Source organism: Streptomyces misionensis, from assembly GCF_007896895.1.
GTDB classification, from domain to species: domain Bacteria; phylum Actinomycetota; class Actinomycetes; order Streptomycetales; family Streptomycetaceae; genus Streptomyces; species Streptomyces misionensis_A.
Genome location: NZ_VOGW01000071.1, coordinates 38,633 through 56,590, shown reverse-complemented (window position 1 = coordinate 56,590; position 17,958 = coordinate 38,633). Strand labels below are relative to the sequence as shown.

Sequence of the window (17,958 nt, the reverse complement as noted above, 5' to 3'; positions counted from 1 at the left end):
GTGCCCGGGGTGCGGGTGGTGGAGGCGCCCGGCAGCGGGGACGACCGGATCGTGGAGCTGGCGGCCGAGGGCGCGGGCCGTACCTGTCTGGTCGTCACGGCCGACCGTGAGCTGCGCCGGCGGGTGGGCGCGCTGGGCGCGCGGGTGGCCGGTCCGCGGACGGTGCGCGGCTGAACCGGCCGGGCGGGCCGCTCAGGGCGCCGGCGGCGCGGGCTCCGGTTCCGGCCGTCCCCGCTCGGCGAGGCGGCTGTGGGTGCGGCCGTAGAGGAAGTAGACGACGAAGCCGATCACCATCCAGATGGCGAACCGCAGCCAGGTCTCGGCGGGCAGATTGAGCATCAGCCAGAGCGTCGCCAGCACGGACACGACGGGGACGAACGGGACCCACGGGGTGCGGAAGGCGCGGGGCAGGTCGGGGCGCGTCCTGCGCAGGATGATCACGCTGATCGCGACGACCACGAACGCGAACAGGGTGCCGATGTTGACCAGTTCGGCCAGTTCGCTGAGGCTGGTGAAACCGGCGACGATCGCGATGACCACGCCGAGCAGGATGGTCGGCCGGTGCGGGGTCCTGAAGCGGGGGTGGACCCGGGAGAAGAAGCGCGGCAGCAGCCCGTCCCGGCTCATCGCGAAGAAGACCCGGGTCTGCCCGAGCAGCAGGATCAGGCACACGGTGGTCAGGCCGATGGCGGCGCCGAAGCTGATCACGCCCGCGTACCAGGGGTGGCCGATGGCCTTGAAGGCGTCGGCGAGCGGGGCGTCCACGGACAGCCGGGTGTACTTCTGCATGCCGGTGACGACGACGGAGACGGCCACGTAGAGCACGGTGCAGATGAACAGCGAGCCGAGGATGCCGCGCGGCACGTCCCGTTGGGGGTTGCGGGTCTCCTCGGCGGCGGTGGCCACGATGTCGAAGCCGATGAAGGCGAAGAACACCACGGAGGCCGCGGTGAAGATGCCCATCACGCCGAAGTTGGCGGGCGCCCAGCCGAACATCAGCTGCACCAGCGGGGCCTTGAGGCTCCCGCCGGGCGGCACCGGCTGGGCCGGCGGGATGAACGGGCGGTAGTTGTCGGTGTTGACGAAGAAGGCACCGGCGATGATCACGACGAGCACCACGGCCACTTTGATCGCGACGACCAGCGAGGTGATCCGGGCCGAGAGCTTCATGCCGAGGACGAGGATGGCGGTGAGCACCAGCACCAGGACCGCGGCGAGGATGTCGAAGCCGAAGCCGTGGGCGCCGTCCCGGCCGGAGAGGTACCCGGGCAGGTGCCAGCCCGCGTTGTCGAGCAGTGAGCGGATGTAGCCGGACCAGCCGACCGCGACCACGGCGGTGCCGAGCGCGAACTCCAGGACCAGGTCCCAGCCGATGATCCAGGCGGGCAGCTCGCCCAGCGAGGCGTAGCTGAAGGTGTAGGCCGAGCCCGCCACCGGGACCGTGGAGGCGAACTCCGCGTAGCACAGGGCGGCGAGGGCGCAGACCACGCCGGCCGCGACGAAGGCCAGGGCGACCGCGGGTCCGGCGTTGTTCTTGGCCACCTGCCCGGTCAGCACGAAGATACCGGTACCGATGATGACACCGACACCGAAAACGGTCAGGTCGAGCGCGGAGAGGGACTTCTTGAGCGCGTGTTCCGGTTCTTCCGTGTCCCTGATCGACTGCTCGACGTTCTTCGTCCGGAAGAGCGAGCTGGTCACGTTGCTGCCTCCCACGCTTGTCGTCCTCGATCCGGCTCGACACGATCGACAGGACCGGGACGCGAGTGCCCCGTGACAGGCAGGCTTACGCACCCGGGCCGGTTCCGCCACCGCAAGGAGGGGCGGAACCGGCCCGGACCGGAGCGCTCGTCCTAGTCGCGCGCGGGTTCCACGGAGTCCACCGTCTGCGCCGTACGGTCGAACCGGCCGTCGAGCTTGGCGACCAGACCGGTGACCTGGCGGGCGATGTCGGGCGCGGTCAGCCCGATCTCGGTGAGCACCTCGGCGCGCGAGGCGTGGTCGAGGAAGCGCGGCGGGATGCCGAAGTCGCGCAGCGGCACGTCCACGCCCGCGTCGCGCAGCGCCTGGGCGATGGTCGAGCCGACGCCGCCGACACGGCTGTTGTCCTCGACGGTGACGACGACCCGGTGCCGCTCGGCCAGCGGGGCCATCGCCTCGTCCACCGGCTTGACCCAGCGCGGGTCGACGACCGTGGTGGAGATGCCCTGCTGGTCGAGCAGGCCGGCGATCTCCAGGCACATCGGGGCGAGGGCGCCCACCGAGACCAGCAGCACGTCCGGGCGGTCGGTGCCCGCCTCGCGCAGCACGTCCATGCCGCCGACGCGGCCCACGGCGGGCACGGCGGGGCCGACGGCGCCCTTGGAGAAGCGGACCACGGTCGGCGCGTCCTCGACGGCGACCGCCTCGCGCAGTTGGGCCCGCACCTGGTCGGCGTCGCGCGGCGCGGCGATCCGCAGGCCGGGCACGACCTGGAGGATCGACATGTCCCACATGCCGTTGTGGGAGGCGCCGTCGGTGCCGGTGACCCCGGCCCGGTCCAGGACGAAGGTGACGCCGCACTTGTGCAGCGCCACGTCCATCAGCACCTGGTCGAAGGCGCGGTTGAGGAACGTGGCGTAGACGGCGAAGACGGGGTGCACCCCGGCGTGCGCGAGACCGGCGGCGGAGACGGCGCCGTGCTGCTCCGCGATGCCGACGTCGTACACCCGGTCGGGGAAGCGCTTGGCGAACTTGTCGAGGCCGACCGGCTGGAGCATGGCCGCGGTGATGGCGACCAGGTCCTCGCGCTCCTCACCGAGCTTCACCATCTCCTCGCCGAACACGGAGGTCCAGTCGGCGCCGGAGGCGGCGATCGGCAGGCCGGTGTCCGGGTGGATCTTGCCGACGGCGTGGAAGCGGTCGGCCTCGTCCTGGAGGGCGGGCTGGTAGCCGCGGCCCTTCTCGGTGAGGCAGTGCACGATGACCGGACCGCCGAACCGCTTGGCGCGGGCCAGCGCGGACTCCAGCGCCTCGATGTCGTGGCCGTCGATCGGGCCGACGTACTTGAGGCCGAGGTCCTCGAACATGCCCTGCGGGGCGATGAAGTCCTTCAGGCCCTTCTTCGCGCCGTGCAGCGTCTCGTACAGCTGCCGGCCGACGACGGGGGTCTTCTCCAGCACCTCGCGGGTGCGGGCGAGGAAGCGCTCGTAGCCGTCGGTGGTGCGCAGGGTGGCCAGGTGGTTGGCGAGGCCGCCGATGGTGGGGGCGTACGACCGCTCGTTGTCGTTCACGACGATGACGAGGGGGCGGTCCTTGGCGGCGGCGATGTTGTTGAGCGCCTCCCAGGCCATGCCGCCGGTGAGCGCGCCGTCACCGATGACGGCGGCGACGTGGCTGTCGCGCTGCATCAGCTGGTTGGCCTTGGCGATGCCGTCGGCCCAGCCGAGCACCGTGGAGGCGTGGCTGTTCTCGATGACGTCGTGCTCGGACTCGGCCTGCGCGGGGTAGCCGGACAGGCCGCCCTTCATCTTCAGCCGGGAGAAGTCCTGCCGGCCGGTGAGCAGCTTGTGCACGTAGGACTGGTGACCGGTGTCCCACAGCACCTTGTCCTTCGGGGATTCGAAGACCCGGTGCAGGGCGATGGTGAGTTCGACCACGCCCAGGTTGGGGCCGAGGTGTCCGCCGGTCTTGGACACGGCGTCGACGAGGAAGGTGCGGATCTCCCCTGCCAGCTGGTCCAGCTCCTCCAGGCTGAGCCGGTCCAGATCGCGCGGTCCCCTGATGCGGGTCAGCAGCGGCACCCGTGCCTCCTTGCAATAGAGCTGATCGAGCTTCCCGGGCTCGCCAGAGTCTAACTTTCCGGTAGCGCTCGGCATGAACGTGCCCGGCACCTTTGCGGGTGCCGGGCACGTGGGTCCGCCGGAACGGGGGGTGTTACGCCCGCCCTGCGGTCTTCTGCGTCTTACGGGTGATCGCGTCGATCACCACGGTCGCGAGCAGCACACCACCAGTGATCATGTACTGCACCGGCGACGCGATGCCCTCAAGCGCGAGGCCGTACTGGATCGAGACGATCACCAGCACACCGAGCAGCGCGTTCCACGTGCGGCCGCGGCCGCCGAAGAGCGAGGTGCCGCCGATGACCGCCGCGGCGATCGCGTTCATCAGCAGGTCACCGCTGCCAGCGCCCTGGTTGGCCGCGGCGATCTTGGAGGCCAGCATCAGACCGCCGATGGCCGCGAAGGTGCCGGAGATCGCGAAGACCGAGATGCGCACCAGGTTGACGTTGATGCCGGCGCGGCGGGACGCCTCGACGCTGCCGCCGAGCGCGAACACCTTGCGGCCGTAGGCGGTGCGGCGCAGCACGAAGTCCGTGATCACGAGCATCGCGAGGAAGATCACGACGGCCAGCGGCAGGCCCTTGTACTGGTTGTAGACGGCCGCGGCGGCGAAGGACACGATCGCGAGCAGCACCGTGCGCAGGATCGTCTCGCTCAGCGGCCGCGAGGGCACCCCGGCCGCCTCCCGGCGCCGGTTGCCCAGGAAGGAGGTGAGGAAGAACAGCACGGTGGCGACGAGGGCGAGCCCGTAGGCGGCGGCGACGTCGGAGAAGTAGTAGCTGGTCAGCTTGGCGACCAGGCCTTCGCTGTCCAGGTTGATGGTGCCGCTGTCGCCCAGGATCTGGAGCATGAAGCCGTTCCAGAAGAGCAGACCGGCCAGGGTGACGGCGAACGCCGGGACACCGATCTTCGCGAAGAAGAAGCCGTGCAGCGCGCCCGCGACGGTGCCGACCAGGATGGACAGCACCAGGGCGAGCCAGGCGGACATGCCGTGGGTGACCGTCAGCACCGCGTAGGAGGCGCCCGCGACACCGGAGACCGAGCCGACCGAGAGGTCGATCTCGCCGAGCAGCAGCACGAAGACGATGCCGACGGCGATCATGCCCGTGCCGACCATGTCGACGGAGATGTCGGAGAGGTTGCCCGCGGTGAGGAAGTTGGAGTTCAGGCTCTGGAAGATGATCCAGATGACCGCGAGGCCGATGATGACCGGGACCGAGCCGAGGTCACCGGCCTTCATCTTCCGCTTGAACTCGGTGATGTAGCCCGCGAAGCCCTGCTCGCGCACGAGCAGGCGGGGGTCCACGGCGGTGACGGTGCCGGCCGCCGCCTCGGGGTTCTCCACGACGGCGTCCTGGGGAGCGTGGTCCTCGGGAGGCGTGGAGGTCTTGTCCAGGCTCACTTCTGGACCTCCTTGGTGCTACGCGCCGCACGCCGGGTGACGGCGTTGTCGGTGGCGCCGGTGATGGCGGAGATGATCTCTTCCTGAGAGGTCGAGGCGACCTCGAACACGCCGTTGTTGCGGCCGAGCCGCAGCACCGCCACCTTGTCGGCGACGGCCTTGACGTCGGCCATGTTGTGGCTGATGAGGATGACGGCGTGGCCGCGTTCGCGCAGCCGCTCCACCAGGTCGAGCACCTGTGCGGTCTGCTCGACGCCGAGGGCGGCGGTCGGCTCGTCCAGGATGACCAGCTTGGGCTCGCCGAGCATGGAGCGGGCGATGGCCACCACCTGGCGCTGGCCGCCGGAGAGGGAGGCGATCGGGATGCGGACGCTGGGGATGCGGATCGACAGCTGGTCGAGCAGCGCACGGGAGCGGCGCTCCATCTCGACCTCGTCCAGGACGCCGTACTTGCGCAGCTCCCGGCCGAGGTAGAGGTTGCCGACGACATCGATGTTGTCGCACAGCGCGAGGTCCTGGTAGACCGTCGCGATGCCCAGCGACTGGGCGTCGTTGGGCCGGTTGACCTGGACGGCCCGGCCTTCCCATTCGATGACGCCCTCGTCGATGGGATGCACGCCGGCGATCGTCTTGACCAGCGTGGACTTTCCGGCGCCGTTGTCGCCCACCAGGGCGACCACCTCACCGGCGTGGACCTCAAGCTCTACGTCGGTGAGCGCCTGGACGGCACCGAACCGCTTGGAGACCCCGCGCAACGCCAGCACGGGCGTAGCGGACACGTGAACCATCTCCTTCGCCGCCTGACCCGGCGGGAGGTTGTGCAGAAAAAGTTGGGGGGTGCGTCCGGCGCCCCGCGCCGAGCTTGCGGGGCTGTATGTGTCGCGGAGCGCCGGAGGACAGTGGGACGCCCTCTCCCCTCGTGAAGGGGGCACCCCGGGGTGTCACGGGGGTGAACTCCCCTGGGATGCGGGCGTGTTGCGGCGGCTTACTTGAGGCCGAGCTTGGCGCAGGCGGCCTTGTACTGCGAGGTGCAGATGTCGGCGACCGTGTAGACGCCGTCCTTGACGACGGTGTCCTTGATGTTGTCCTTGGTCAGCGAGGTGACCGGGAGGATGACGGTCGGCACCTGCTTGGTGGTCGGGCTGTCGACCTTGTCCTTGGCGATGGAGTCGAGCGACTTGCCCTGGGCGAGGGCCACGGCCATCTCGGCGGCCGCGTCGGCCTCCGGGGCGTAGGGCTTGTAGACGCTCATGTACTGGTCGCCGGAGACGATGCGCTGCACACCCGCGAGCTCCGCGTCCTGGCCGGTGACCGGGACGGAGATGCCGGCCGCCTTGAGGGCGGTGATGATGCCGCCGGCCATGCCGTCGTTGGCGGAGTACACGCCGACGATGTTCTTCTTGCCGAGGGCGGAGATCGCGGCCTGCATGTTGGAGTTGGCGTTCTCCGGCTTCCAGTCCTTGGTGTCGTACTCCTTGCCGACGTTCACCTTGCCGTCGAGCACCTCGTGGGCGCCCTTCTTGAACTGCGCGGCGTTCGGGTCGGTGATGGAGCCGTTCATCATGACGATCTTGCCGGACTTCGCCTTGGAGCCCAGGGCCTTCAGCAGGGCCTCGCCCTGGGTCTTGCCGACGGTCTCGTTGTCGAACGAGGTGTAGGCGCTGATCGGGCCCTGCGCGAGACGGTCGTAGGCGACGACGGGGATGCCCGCGTCCTTGGCCTTCTGCACCGAGCTCTTGATGGCGGCCGTGTCCACGGCGTCCACGATGAGCACGTCCACCTTGTTGGTGATCATCGTGTCGACCTGCTGGTTCTGCGTGCTCGCGTCCTGCTTGGCGTTGGCGTAGACCACCTGGGCCTTGCCGTTCGTCAGCTCCTTGACCTTCTTCTCGATCAAGGGGCGGTCGAACTTCTCGTAACGGGCGGTCTGGTTCTCCGGCAGGAGCAGACCGACCTTGATGGCGTCGCCCTTCTTGGCGCTGTCCGTGGTCTTGGACCCGCCCCCGGACTCCTTGGCGCTGCCACAGGCGGCGAGCGAGACGGCCATGGCACCAGCGGCAACGGCGAAGGCCGCACGACGCATACGCGTGTTCACTTCTCAAAACCTCCCTGACGAGGCCGCGTCGTTGCGGCCGAGGTGGCTGGAAGTCAACTCGGCCACACGTGCGACGTCAAGAAGTAAATCCTTAACGAGATGGCAACGGTGCCATCCGTTCTCTAAGTGAAGGCAGGGGTGGCGGCGGTCGGGGCCCCGGTGACGGAACCGTCCAGAAGGGCCGAATCGCCCATCTCGCTCAGGGCCAGGGCGAGCGCGCCCAGCACCTCGGCACGTCCGCCAAGTGCCCCGGGAAGTACGGAGAGTTGGCGGGCCGCGCTGGGGATGGCGTAGCGGCTGACGGACTCTCGGATGGGCCCGAGGACCAGCTCGCCGGCCTCGGCGAGATCACCGCCGAGGACCACCCGGCTGGGGTTGAGGAGATTGCAGAGGTTGGCCACACCGCTGCCGATGTGCCGGCCGACGTCGGCGACCACCCGGCGGCATCCGGGGTCACCCTCCCTGGCGAGCCGTACGACGCCCTCCATGGTCAGGTCCGGTCCGTGGCTCGGCTGGAGCAGCGGGAGCACGTAGCGGGCGGCGGCGAAGGTCTCCAGGCAGCCGCGGTTGCCGCAGCGGCAGACCGGGCCGGACTCGTCGAGGGTGATGTGCCCGATCTCGCCCGCGGTGCCGCCGGGACCGCGGTAGATCTTGCCGTCGATCACCAGGCCCGCCCCGACACCGCTGGCGACCTTGATGTAGGCGAGGTCGCGCACGCCCTTGCCGCTGCCCCAGACCAGCTCGCCGAGGGCGCCCAGGTTGGCGTCGTTGTCCACGTGCACCGGCACGCCGAGGCGTTCGCGCAGCTCCTCGGCGGGCCTGGTGCCGCCCCAGCCGGGCAGGATCGCGGTGGAGCCGAGGGTGCCGGACTCCAGGTCGATCGGGCCGGGCACGCCGAGGCCCACCCCGGCGACCTTGGACCGGTCGACGCCGGTGGCCGCGATCAGCCGGCTGACCAGCTCCTCGGCCCGGTCGAAGCCCTGCGCGGCGGAGGCGTCCACGTCCAGCGGCTCGGCCTCCTCGGCCAGCACCTGGTGGGCGAGGTTGCCGACGGCGACCCTCAGGTGCATATGGCCGAAGTCGACCCCGATCACGATGCCCGCGTCCCCGCTGAGGCTGACGCTGCGGGCCCGGCGCCCGCCGGCGGAGGTGGGCGTGACCTGGACCGTCCCGCCGTCCTTCAGCTCCCGCACGATGTTGGAGACCGTGGCGGCGGACAGGCCCGTCGTCCGTGCGATCTCCGCCTGCGTGAGCGACCCGGCCAGCCGGACGGCCCGTACCACCCGCTCCAGGTTGGCTCGGTGCAGTGACGACTGCGACCCTGGAGTCTCCACGACGACCTCCTGAGCGCGGGGCCGCTTCGGCGGGGCCCCGTGTATGTCCAACTAGTGAACTCTAAGCTGAGCCGTTCGGGGCGACTCACGTCAAGAGGTTGAGCCGGATCCGGGGTCTCCACACGGCTGCGCACGCCGTCCGGCGGTCCGGAACGGCGTGCGCAGGGATGATCACTCTCGGTTGTCATGCCCGGTGGGGCGCTACTTGAGCGCCCCCGCGGTGAGCCCCTGGACCACCTGCCGCTGGAAGACGATGTACGCTCCGAGCACCGGCAGCATGGCCATCACCAGGCCCGCGAACAGGCCCGACCAGTCACCCTTGTAGCCCTGGCTGACCGCCAGTTGGACGAGGCCCTGGGTGAGCACCTTCTTGTCCGGGTCGGTGTTGAGGACCGTGGGCAGCATGTACTGGTTCCACTGGCCCAGGAAGTTGAAGATGCCCACGCTGATCAGACCGGGCTTGGCCATGGGCAGCATGATCTGGAAGAACGTACGCGTGTGCGAAGCCCCGTCCACGAACGCCGCCTCCGCCACCGAGGTGGGCAGGGTGCGGAAGAACGCCGTGAGGAAGAAGACCGTGAACGGCAGCGAATACGCGATGTAGACCAGGATCAGCCCGTGGATGGTGTTCAGCAGGCCCATGTTGTTCACGACGTAGAACAGCGGGACCAGCGCCAGCATGATCGGGAAGCTCATGCCGCCGATGAACAGGTAGTAGATGAAGCGGTTGCCCGGGAAGTCGAAGCGGGCGAGGACGTAGGCCGCCATGGAACCGAGCACCAGGGTGCCGACGAGCGAACCGCCGACCACCAGAACGGTGTTGAGGAAGTAGCCGCTCATGTTGGCGTCGGTCCAGGCCCGCGCCCAGTTCTCGAAGTGCAGCCGGTCCGGCAGCGCCCAGGGCGAGCCGAAGATGGAGCTGTCGTTCTTGAAGGACGTCATCACCGCCCACAGCAGCGGCATGACCACCATGATCGCCCAGATGATCAGCACGCCGTGCGAGAAGACGTTGAGGACGCCGCCCTCGCGCTTGTGCGGGGCGGGTCCCGGGGCCGGTGCCCGGGTCTTGGAGACGCTCGCGCCGGGCTCGGCCGGCGGCGGGGCGGGGGTCTCGGTCGTCTTCATCGCTTCAGAACTCCAGCCGCTCGCGACGGCCCAGCCGCATCACGATCGCCGCGAACGCGAGCGTGACGACCAGCAGGGCGACGCCGATGGTGGTGGCGTAGGCGGCCTGACCGTCCCGGAACGCCTTCTGGTACACGTACAGGACCAGCACCGTGGTCGAGTAGTCGGGCCCGCCCGGCCCGGTCGTCATGATCTGTACGACCGCGAACGACTCGGCGCCCAGCGCGAGGATGCCCATGTAGACCCAGCCGGACTGCACGGTGTCCCACAGCAGTGGCAGGGTGATGCGGAAGAAGGTGGTGAAGCGGCTGGCGCCGTCGATCAGCGCCGCCTCGTACAGCTCGGCCGGGATCGAGGCCATGCCCGCGGAGAACAGGACCACGAAGAAGCCGACCGTGGACCAGACGAGCACCGCCATCACACACCACAGGGCGAGGCTCGGGTCGCCCAGCCACAGCGGCTGGACGTGGTCGAGCCCGATGCCCCGCAGGATCGAGTTGACCGCCCCGCTGTCCGGGTTGTACGCGAACTGGAACAGCAGCGCCACGATCGCGATGGACAGCACCTGCGGGAAGAAATAGACGATCTTGTAGAAGGAGGAGCCCCGGACCCCCCTGATCGCGGGGCCTCCCCTTCTGCGCCGCCCGCCCACATTGATCATGAAGGCGAAGAACAGCGCCAGGCTGATCGTGACGACCGGCAGCACCAGGGCGAACAGCAGGCTGTGCTGCAACGACTTCCAGAAGATGTCGTCGTGCAGCATCCGCTGGTAATTGTCGAGGCCGACCATCTTGAATTCGGGGCTCAGGCCGGTCCAGTCCGTGAACGAGTAATAGATGGACTGGATGAACGGCCACACCACGAAGAGCGCGTACAGTCCCAGGGGCACTGCCAGAAACCCCACGATGAACCGGTACTTGCCGTGCTGCATCGCCACTCCGGTGCGTTCGGGGGTGCTGGTTACTGGTGCTTGTAGTGCTTGATGGAGGTGTCCTTGGCCGCCTCGTCGGCGAAGCCCTGGATCTTCTTTATGGCCTCCGCCGGGGTGAGCCGGCCCGCCATCATCTCGCCGAGACCGGACACGCCGATCTTCTCCTTCTGGAGCTGCACGTACCAGTCCTGGAGGCGGGGGTTCACCACGTTGGAGCCGGCCAGCTGGAGCGCCGCCACGCCCGACTTCAGGCCCGGGGTGAGGTCGATGCCGCTGGTGCCGCCGTTGTAGGCGGTCAGCGACTTCACCTTGGCGGTGAAGTTCTTCGAGGAGGCCTCCGACAGCATGATGCGCAGCTGCTCCATGCCGCCTTCGGGGTTCGCCGCCTTGGAGGGCACGATGAACGGCTCACCACCGGAGGCCCAGATGGTGCCGAAGGGCATCTTGTCGCCGCTGTCGATGCCGGTGGGCGCCGAGACCGCGAGGTCGAAGTCCTTCGGGATGACGTTGGCCGACTCGTTCTCCACCCAGGAGCCGTTGGGGATGAACAGGGCCTCGCCCTTGGCCCAGGCGGTCTGCGACTGGATGTGGTCGAGACCCGGGGTGCCCCGGAGGATGTAACCCTTCTTGAACAGCTCGTAGTACGCCTCGAAGCACGCCTTGACCGCCGGGTGCTTCCAGGCGTTCGGCTCCAGGTTGTCGATGGCGTCCAGCACCTCGCGGCCGCCGACCTTGCCGATCATCGGGTACAGCGAGAAGGGGATGTAGTACGGGTACTTGCCCGCGTACGTCCAGCCCGCCATGCCCTTCTTCTTGGCCTTCTCGCACACCTGGAGCATCTCGTCCCAGGTCTTCGGGTACTCGGCGTCGAGCGAGTCCAGGGCCTTCTGCGAGTACCAGACGCCGTAGACCGTGTACGCGTAGTACAGGATCCACACCGGATTGCCGTCGAACTGGCCCATCTCCACGATGCCGGGGCGCAGCGTGTCGCGGACCTTCTTGGACGGGTCGTCGTACGACGGCGCGTCCAGCAGCGGGGTGAGGTCGGCCAGCTGGGTCTTGCCGACCAGGACGCCCATGTCCATCTGCTCGGCGCCGGAGTTGTCGATGAGGTCCGGCGGGTTGCCCTGGTTGAAGCGGGGCTGGAGGGTGGACTGGATCTTCTGGGTGGCGGCGAACTTCACCGTGGCCTTCGGGAAGTCCTTCTCGTAGATCTTGACCGCGTCCTGGGCGTACTCCTTGCCGAAGCCGCCGTCGAACAGGACGAACTCCATCTTGGCGGTGTCGTTCACGCCGAGCGGGTTCTTCGCGGTCTTCTTGCCTTCCTTCGCCTTGCTCTGGCCGCCGCCCCCGCTGCTCGCGCAGGCGGACATCAGGCCCATCCCCGGGACGGCCACCAGGCCGAGCGCCGCGGAGCGCTTGATCAGATCGCGGCGGCCGACACCCTCACGGTCGTGGTGCGCAGTGGATCCCATGCTCAAGTCCTCGCCTTCTCCAGGACTCAGGCGGTGAACCGGATCCTGCCCGGCACCGCGGTCGGGTCAAGCTGGGTGGTGCAGGAAGTTCTTCGTGCATGTACTGCCGGAAGTGCTCTTGTACCGGGCGCCGACAGGTATAGTCCAGTTCCCGCCAGCTGAGCAAGATCGAATGCATCGTTCCCCGCGGGTCTTTTCCGAGTTGAGACCTCCCGGACATATGGGCGGGCCGTGCGCGGTCCCCGGAAAGAAATCACGGCCCCGACCTCGGGAATGACACGCCCAACACCCTTGACATCACCGGCCACTTGACCACCTACTTGGTTCCTGCGCCTCGAACTGACAACGTTGTCCGATCGGCGCAGGGAGGGAATCCGTAGATGCAGCGGAGAACTCGGCACAGATGGGGCCGGGCGGTCGTACTCACGGCCGCCTTCGCCATGGCCGCGGGCGCACAGGGCGCCGCGGTCGCGGTGCCCGCCAAATCCCCGGCTGCCGACCGGGAGTTCGCGTCCTCGTTCGAGGCGGGCGATCCCGCACCGGACTGGCTGAGCACGGTCGACACCGGCCCGGACGGCACCCCGCGGGCCTCGGGCGTGGACGGCGGCTACAGCACCGGGATACCGGGCAATGTGAACGACCACGTCACCGACGTCCGCGCGAGCGGCGAGAACACGGGCGCGGGCGAGGTGAAGGAGAACCTGGTCGACGGCGAGCCGGGCACCAAGTGGCTGACCTTCCAGCCTACGGGCTGGGCGGAGTTCGACCTGGACAAGCCGGTCGAGGTGGCGGACTACGCGCTGACCTCGGCCAACGACGCCGCCGAACGCGACCCGCGGGACTGGACGCTGCTCGGCTCCACCGACGGCAAGGACTGGAAGAGCCTCGACACCCGCTCGGGGCAGGCCTTCTCCGAACGCTTCCAGACCAAGACGTACCACCTCGACCAGCCCGCCGAGTACCAGCACTTCCGGCTGGAGGTGACCCGGAACAACGGCGCGTCGGACATCCTCCAGCTCGCCGACGTGCAGCTGTCCACCGGTGACAGCGGCGGCCCGGTGCCGCAGGACATGCTGACGCTGACCGACAAGGGCCCGACCGCCTCGCCGACGGCCAAGGCACGGGTCGGGTTCACCGGCACGCGGGCGCTGCGCTACGCCGGCCGGCACACGGCGGACGGCCGGGCGTACTCGTACAACAAGGTGTTCGACGTCCATGTGAAGGTCGGCGGCGACACTCAGCTGTCGTACCGCATCTTCCCGTCGATGGCCGACGGCGACCGGGACTACGACGCCACCAACGTCTCCCTGGACCTCGCCTTCACCGACGGCACCTACCTCAGCGACCTGGGCGCGCTCGACCAGCACGGCTTCCCGCTGTCGCCGCGCGGCCAGGGCGCCTCGAAGTCGCTCTACGTCAACCAGTGGAACAACGTCGTCTCGCGGATCGGCTCGGTCGCCGCCGGGAAGACGGTCGACCGGATTCTGGTGGGGTACGACTCCCCCGGCGGGCCGGCGAAGTTCCGCGGCTGGATCGACGACGTGTCGCTGAAGCCGGCGGCACCCGAGAAGCCGAAGGCGCACCTGTCCGACTACGCGCTGACCACGCGCGGCACCAACTCCAGCGGCAGTTTCTCGCGCGGCAACGACTTCCCGGCGACGGCGCTCCCGCACGGTTTCAACTTCTGGACACCGGTCACCAACGCCTCGTCGCTGAGCTGGCTGTACGAGTACGCGCACGCGAACAACGACGCCAATCTGCCGACGATCCAGGCGTTCAGCGCGAGCCATGAGCCGAGTCCCTGGATGGGCGACCGGCAGACCTTCCAGGTGATGCCGTCGGCCGCGGCGGGCACCCCGGACACCGGCCGCGAGGCGCGCGCGCTGGCGTTCCGGCACGAGAACGAGACGGCGCGGCCGTACTACTACGGGGTGCGGTTCGAGAACGGGCTCAAGGCGGAGATGACGCCGACCGACCACGCGGCGGTGCTGCGCTTCACCTACCCCGGCTCCGACGCGAGCGTGCTGTTCGACAACGTCACCGAGCAGGCGGGGCTGACGCTGGACAAGGAACACGGCACCGTCACCGGGTACTCGGACGTCAAGTCGGGCCTGTCGACCGGCGCCACGCGGCTGTTCGTGTACGGCGAGTTCGACCGGAAGGTCACGGACGGGGCGTCGAGCGGGGTGAAGGGGTATCTGCGCTTCGCCGCGGGTGCCGACCGCACCGTGACGCTGCGCCTGGCCACCTCGCTGATCAGCGTCGACCAGGCGAAGGCCAATCTGCGCCAGGAGATCCCGCCGGGCACCTCCTTCGACACGGTGAAGGCGCGGGCGCAGCGCGTCTGGGACCGGCTGCTGGGCAAGGTGGAGGTGGAGGGCGCCACCCCGGACCAGCTGACCACGCTGTACTCCAGCATGTACCGGCTGTACCTGTACCCCAACTCGGGCTACGAGAAGGTGGACGGCGAGAACCGGTACGCCTCGCCCTTCTCCCCCATGCCCAGCCAGGACACCCCGACGCACACCGGCGCGAAGATCGTGGACGGCACGGTCTACGTCAACAACGGTTTCTGGGACACCTACCGGACCACATGGCCGGCGTACTCGCTGCTGACGCCCTCGCAGGCGGGCGCGATGGTCGACGGCTTCGTGCAGCAGTACAAGGACGGCGGCTGGACCTCGCGCTGGTCCTCGCCCGGCTACGCGGACCTGATGACCGGCACCTCCTCGGACGTGGCGTTCGCCGACGCCTATGTGAAGGGCGTGAAGTTCGACGCGAAGGCGGCGTACGAGGCGGCCCTGAAGAACGCGACGGTGGTGCCCCCGGCGTCCGGCGTGGGCCGCAAGGGCATGAGCACCTCGCCGTTCCTCGGCTACACCGACACCCGCACCGCCGAGGGCCTGTCCTGGGCGATGGAGGGCTACGTCAACGACTACGGCATCGCCCGGATGGGCAAGGCCCTGTACGAGAAGACCGGCGAGAAGCACTACAAGGAGGAGTCCGAGTACTTCCTCAACCGCGCCCGTGACTACGTGAACCTCTTCGACCCGGCGGCCGGCTTCTTCCAGGGCAAGGACGCCCACGGCGACTGGCGGGTGAAGTCCGGGAGTTACGACCCGCGGGTGTGGGGCTACGACTACACGGAGACCAACGGCTGGGGCTACGCCTTCACCGCCCCGCAGGACACCCGGGGCCTGGCGAACCTCTACGGCGGCCGAAAGGGGCTCGCCGACAAGCTGGACGAGTTCTTCGCCACCCCGGAGACGGCCTCCCCGCAGTTCGTCGGCTCCTACGGCGGGGTCATCCACGAGATGACCGAGGCGCGGGACGTGCGCATGGGCATGCTCGGCCAGTCCAACCAGGTCGCCCATCACGTCGCGTACATGTACGACGCGGCCGGGCAGCCCTGGAAGACGCAGGCGGCGGTCCGGGAGATCCTGTCCCGGCTCTACCTCGGCAGCGAGATCGGGCAGGGCTACCACGGCGACGAGGACAACGGCGAGCAGTCGGGCTGGTTCCTGTTCTCCGCGCTCGGCTTCTACCCGCTCGTCATGGGCGGCGGCGAGTACGCCATCGGCTCCCCGCTGTTCAAGAAGGCCACCGTGCACCTGGAGAACGGCCACGACCTGGTGGTGAACGCGCCGAAGAACAGCGCGAAGAACGTGTACGTCCAGAGCGTGACGTTCGACGGCCGTCCCTGGACCTCGACCTCGCTCCCGCACTCGCTGCTCTCCAAGGGCGGTGAGCTGACCTTCACCATGGGTCCCCGGCCCGCCGCGTGGGGCAGCGGCAAGGACGCGGGACCGGTCTCGATCACCCAGGGCGACACGGTGCCGGCGCCCCGCTCGGACATCCTCAAGGGTGACGGGCCGCTGTTCGACGACACCTCGGCGACGGAGGCGACGGTCACCTCGGTGACCCTGCCGGCGAGCCGGTCCGCGAGGCCGGTCCAGTACACGCTGACGTCCCCGGCGGACCGCACCGGGGCGCCGACCGGCTGGACCCTCCAGGGCTCCGACGACGGCACGACCTGGCGGACGCTGGACCACCGCTCCGGGGAGACCTTCCCCTGGAACCGGCAGACCCGGGCGTTCACGATCGCGGCGCCGGGTGCGTACAAGACGTACCGGCTGGTGCTGGACCGTCCCTCGACGCTGGCGGAGGTGGAACTGCTGGGCTGACGGGCACCGGGAGGCCGGGTTCCGGGCGCCGTACCGCGCCGGGGACCCGGCCTTCGCGTGTCCGGGGCGCCTCCCGCCCGGCCGAGGCCCGGAGAGAATACATGTAGGCTACAAATAAATGGGAGCGCTCGCCGCCCGTGGCAGCGCCCGGACGAGAGGTGCGGGTAACCGGACGTGGCGGACGACGGACAGCGGCACGGCGACCGGGCAACACCTGTGACCCGGCCGCCCTGGGCGCGGACCCTGACCGAGGCCGTCTGGTTCCCGGCCGTCCTCTTCCTGGGCTTCCTGTTCTGCTTCGCACCGGCGCTCCACTCGCCCCGACCCCACCACGCGCACGTGGTCGTGGCGGGCCGCGCGGCGGCACACGAGGTGGACGCCGTCCTGGAGCGGGCCCAGCCGGGCGGCTTCGACATCACGGCCGTAGGCGACGCGGCGGCCGCGCGCCGGGCCGTGCGCGACCGGACGGCGGTGGGCGGCTTCGCCCCCGGGGACCGTCCCGTGCTCTTCGTCGCCAAGGCGAACGGCGCCTCCCTCGAACAGGCGCTGACCACCGCGTTCACCCAGGTCACCGGGGGCCGGTCCGGGCAGCTCGCCGTCCGGGACGTCGCCCCCACGGTGAGCGAGGACCGGATGGGCACCACCCTGGTGTACTTCGGCATCGCGTGGAACGTGCCCGGCTACATCCTCGCCACCACCCTGCTGCGCGCCGCGTCCTTCGACCGGCGCAGGAAGCTGCTGGCCATCCTCGGTGTCTCCGCGCTGTTCAGCCTCGTCGGCTATGCGGTCGGCGCGGGCCTCGGATACCTGCCGCACAACCCGGTGACCCTGCTCCTCGCCTTCCTGCTCACGACGGCCGTGGCCACCTTCGGCACCGGCCTGGCCCCCTTCACCCGGCGGTTCTTCCCGGCCGTGGGCATGACGCTCTTCATCGTGCTCAGCATCCCCACGAGCGGTGGCGCGGCGCCCGCCGCGATGCTTCCGCCGTTCTTCCAGTACGTCCACGCCGTGATGCCGCTGGCCAACGGCGTGGAGGCGCTGCGCTCGGCGCTCTACTTCGGCGGGGCCGGGACACTCGGCCCGGTCCTGGTCCTCTGCGCCTGGACCGCGGCGGGTGCCCTGCTCATGGGCCTGGACGCCTGGCGGCACCGGCACGCGGCCCGGCCGGACCCCGCGGCGGAGGTCCAGGAGCCGCCGGTGGACGACCCGTCCGTGGAGGCACCGCTGCCCACGGCGCTGCCGGTGCACCGCCACCACTTCGGCGAACCGGAGCCCGACCTGGTCGGCACGGTCCGTGACCCGCACGAGCGGCCGGTCCCGGGGGCGCTGGTGACCGTGCTGGGCCCCGGCGGCCGCCAGCTGGTGTCCACACTGACGAACGCGCGGGGCGCGTACGCCGTCACCGGGCTGCCCGAGGGCCACCTCAGCGTCGTGGCCTCGGTGCAAGGCAGGGAACCGGCGGTCCGGCGGACGCTGCTGGGCTCCGGGGAGGTCGTACGCGCCGACTTCCTGCTGCGGGACCGGCACGGTGCCGCGCCCGCCGGTGGCTGCGCGCGGGACTGACACGGCGTCTGCGGACAGCGGCGCTCAC

At 69.5% G+C, this 17,958-nt stretch carries 12 protein-coding genes; 3 read left to right on the top strand and 9 right to left on the bottom strand.

Annotated features, from left to right (window positions below; translation table 11 throughout):
* On the top strand, positions 1-174 hold a 174-nt coding region (locus FRZ03_RS40260; protein WP_464862249.1), incomplete at its 5' end, for a PIN domain-containing protein.
* Between the two features lie 18 nt (positions 175-192).
* Here FRZ03_RS40260 and FRZ03_RS12960 read toward each other — a convergent pair.
* The 9 genes from FRZ03_RS12960 to ngcE all read right to left on the bottom strand — a co-directional run bounded on the left by FRZ03_RS12960 (position 193) and on the right by ngcE (position 12,183).
* The gene (locus FRZ03_RS12960) at positions 193-1,701 is read right to left on the bottom strand and encodes an amino acid permease (RefSeq protein ID WP_146465298.1); all 1,509 of its coding nucleotides are present in this window, start codon (positions 1,699-1,701) and stop codon (positions 193-195) included.
* Positions 1,702-1,853: 152 nt separating this feature from the next.
* Positions 1,854-3,782, bottom strand: a complete 1,929-nt coding sequence (gene dxs / locus FRZ03_RS12955; protein WP_146465290.1) for a 1-deoxy-D-xylulose-5-phosphate synthase — start codon at positions 3,780-3,782, stop codon at positions 1,854-1,856.
* Positions 3,783-3,915: 133 nt separating this feature from the next.
* Positions 3,916-5,223: a sugar ABC transporter permease gene (locus FRZ03_RS12950; protein ID WP_146465289.1), complete on the bottom strand. Its 1,308-nt coding sequence runs from the start codon at positions 5,221-5,223 to the stop codon at positions 3,916-3,918.
* Positions 5,220-6,011: an ATP-binding cassette domain-containing protein gene (locus FRZ03_RS12945; RefSeq protein ID WP_180328904.1), complete on the bottom strand. Its 792-nt coding sequence runs from the start codon at positions 6,009-6,011 to the stop codon at positions 5,220-5,222. Before FRZ03_RS12945 ends, FRZ03_RS12950 begins: the two co-directional genes overlap by 4 nt.
* Positions 6,012-6,208: 197 nt before the next feature.
* The gene (locus tag FRZ03_RS12940; protein ID WP_146465297.1) at positions 6,209-7,306 is read right to left on the bottom strand and encodes a substrate-binding domain-containing protein; all 1,098 of its coding nucleotides are present in this window, start codon (positions 7,304-7,306) and stop codon (positions 6,209-6,211) included.
* 134 nt (positions 7,307-7,440) lie between these two features.
* Positions 7,441-8,652: an ROK family transcriptional regulator gene (locus tag FRZ03_RS12935; RefSeq protein ID WP_146465287.1), complete on the bottom strand. Its 1,212-nt coding sequence runs from the start codon at positions 8,650-8,652 to the stop codon at positions 7,441-7,443.
* 201 nt (positions 8,653-8,853) lie between these two features.
* A complete protein-coding gene (locus tag FRZ03_RS12930) occupies positions 8,854-9,777 on the bottom strand; it encodes a carbohydrate ABC transporter permease (protein WP_146465286.1) in 924 nt (307 codons plus the stop codon).
* 4 nt (positions 9,778-9,781) lie between these two features.
* Positions 9,782-10,708: a carbohydrate ABC transporter permease gene (locus tag FRZ03_RS12925; protein WP_146465285.1), complete on the bottom strand. Its 927-nt coding sequence runs from the start codon at positions 10,706-10,708 to the stop codon at positions 9,782-9,784.
* Positions 10,709-10,737: 29 nt separating this feature from the next.
* Positions 10,738-12,183, bottom strand: a complete 1,446-nt coding sequence (gene ngcE / locus FRZ03_RS12920; protein WP_146465284.1) for an N-acetylglucosamine/diacetylchitobiose ABC transporter substrate-binding protein — start codon at positions 12,181-12,183, stop codon at positions 10,738-10,740.
* Positions 12,184-12,563: 380 nt separating this feature from the next.
* Between ngcE and FRZ03_RS12915 the strand changes: the two genes are divergently transcribed.
* Together FRZ03_RS12915 and FRZ03_RS12910 are read left to right on the top strand one after the other, a co-directional pair.
* On the top strand, positions 12,564-16,367 hold the full coding sequence (locus tag FRZ03_RS12915) for a GH92 family glycosyl hydrolase (protein WP_186785395.1): 3,804 nt from the start codon (positions 12,564-12,566) through the stop codon (positions 16,365-16,367).
* 174 nt (positions 16,368-16,541) lie between these two features.
* Complete coding sequence (locus FRZ03_RS12910) at positions 16,542-17,930, top strand: carboxypeptidase regulatory-like domain-containing protein (protein ID WP_261398961.1); 1,389 nt, start codon at positions 16,542-16,544, stop codon at positions 17,928-17,930.
* The last annotated feature ends 28 nt before the right edge of the window (positions 17,931-17,958 follow it).